Raw genomic sequence first — 1681 nt, forward strand, 5'->3', positions numbered from 1 at the left:
TCGTCGATCCCTTCCAAGTTTCGTGACTTCGAGCCGCTTATCTAGGCCAGGATTTGCGACCGCCCGGAGTTTCCGCGCCCGAAGCGTTGCTGTACAATCCGTGCCTGCCGCCGGTGCGGTTAACGGCCTATTCTAGCATGATGGTTATCGAGTGACGTTGGCGCTTCAAAAGGTGATCGCACCGAACCTCTGCGAAGGTTCGGAGTGGGTCGTGGTCGATCGGGACGCTTTAGCCGAGCAGGTTGCGCGGATTGCCGTCGGTCAATACCGCCACGTCAGCAAGATCCTACTCGGCACGGGGGCGTCGGCCGCCAAGGTCACCCAGGCAGCAAAGAAAGACGCAATTGCCCTTCTCTCGCTCAAGCCTGACGAAAAGCCCTGGCATCGCGACGGATGGATGTTCCAGGCGATTTCTTGGATTGCGGCCTACAATGACGGAGGCGTCGCCATCCGGGCGCCGCACCTAATCAAAGCCCACAAGGGCTTCGATGGGCTTAAACTGGAGTTGAGCGACGCTGGCGAGGTCACCGCGGTAGTCGTCTTCGAGGACAAGGCGACTGAGAATCCGCGCGACACCATCCGCGACGACGTCTGGCCGGGGATCGCGCGCCTGGAGCAAGGCGAGCGCAGTAACGAGTTGGCCCAGGAGGTCAGCGCACTTTTAGAAACACAGTTGAGGTCCTTTCCAGACCTGGATGTCGATGCTGCGGTTCAGGAGATCGCCTGGAAGGAAGCGCGGCGCTATCGGGTCGCGATCACCGTGGACAAGTCGCACGCCACCGCCAAACCACGCATGGCCTTGTTCAAGGATTTCGACAGCTACGCCCCCGGCGATACCAGTCGACGTCGCGCAGAGACGATGCATGTCCCCGACCTGCGGCCGTGGATGCAGACGTTTGCGAATCTGGTGATCGCCAAGGTCAACGGTCTGCCCGACGATGTTTGACCCGGAAACAGTGGACCTCATCCGACGAGCCCCACCGCTGGAGGGCCTTGATCTTGCGGCTCTGCCGCAAATCCTGACCGACGCCTTCGCGACGGTTGTGGCCGCGCGAATCCGTCTACGAACCAGGTCGCCGGATCCCGAGGGCACCGAGGTCGCAGAGACCTTGACGCTGCTGACCCGGTTGGCCGCGACCCATGAAATCTACGTCGCCTTGATGCCGGATCGCGACAACCGAGCCGCTGCGGCCTTCGTCGCCGCCTCAGCGCACCAAGCTCGGCGGCTTGCCCGGGTCGGGGCGCAGCCCGCCAGTAGGATCAGCGCCACAAGCATCAGTTCCGAAATCAGCGCAGCGCTCTTGTTCCTCATCGCCGAGGCCTACCCCGACGCCGCCGAGGTCGCCAAGCGAATTGTCATCAACGACGACGCTGTCGGATCAACCGAAAGGGCCTTGCTGCTCGCGTTGAGGAAGTTGTCGGAGGGCCGCCTAGGCGACATTCTCTCCGATCGGCTTCCGGAAGCTGCGGCTACGGCGCCTGAAGATCGCGCCCTGGAGGTGCTCCTCGATCTTCTGCTTCGCGGCGTGCGCGCCCTGGCTCGCCAATTGCGCAACGACGCCGCGGCCGATGATCTATCGGTCGCGCGCCAATTGTTCCTACGCGTCAAAGCGCTGTGCATCGACGAACTCGCCGATCCGTTTGGCGACGGCCGCGCGGCCTACAGTGTGTTCTCCGGACC

General features: G+C 62.8%; 1 protein-coding gene and 1 pseudogene. Both read left to right on the forward strand.

Features of this window, described 5'->3' with window-relative positions; genetic code table 11:
* Positions 1-151 precede the first annotated feature (151 nt).
* Complete coding sequence (locus A1351_RS07360) at positions 152-946, forward strand: hypothetical protein (RefSeq protein WP_064032655.1); 795 nt, start codon at positions 152-154, stop codon at positions 944-946.
* Positions 939-1681 (forward strand): annotated as a pseudogene (locus A1351_RS07365) (helicase); the annotation flags it as partial. The gene A1351_RS07360 and the pseudogene A1351_RS07365, both read left to right, overlap by 8 nt.

It is taken from the genome of Methylosinus sp. R-45379 (genome assembly GCF_001644125.1).
Classification (GTDB): domain Bacteria; phylum Pseudomonadota; class Alphaproteobacteria; order Rhizobiales; family Beijerinckiaceae; genus Methylosinus.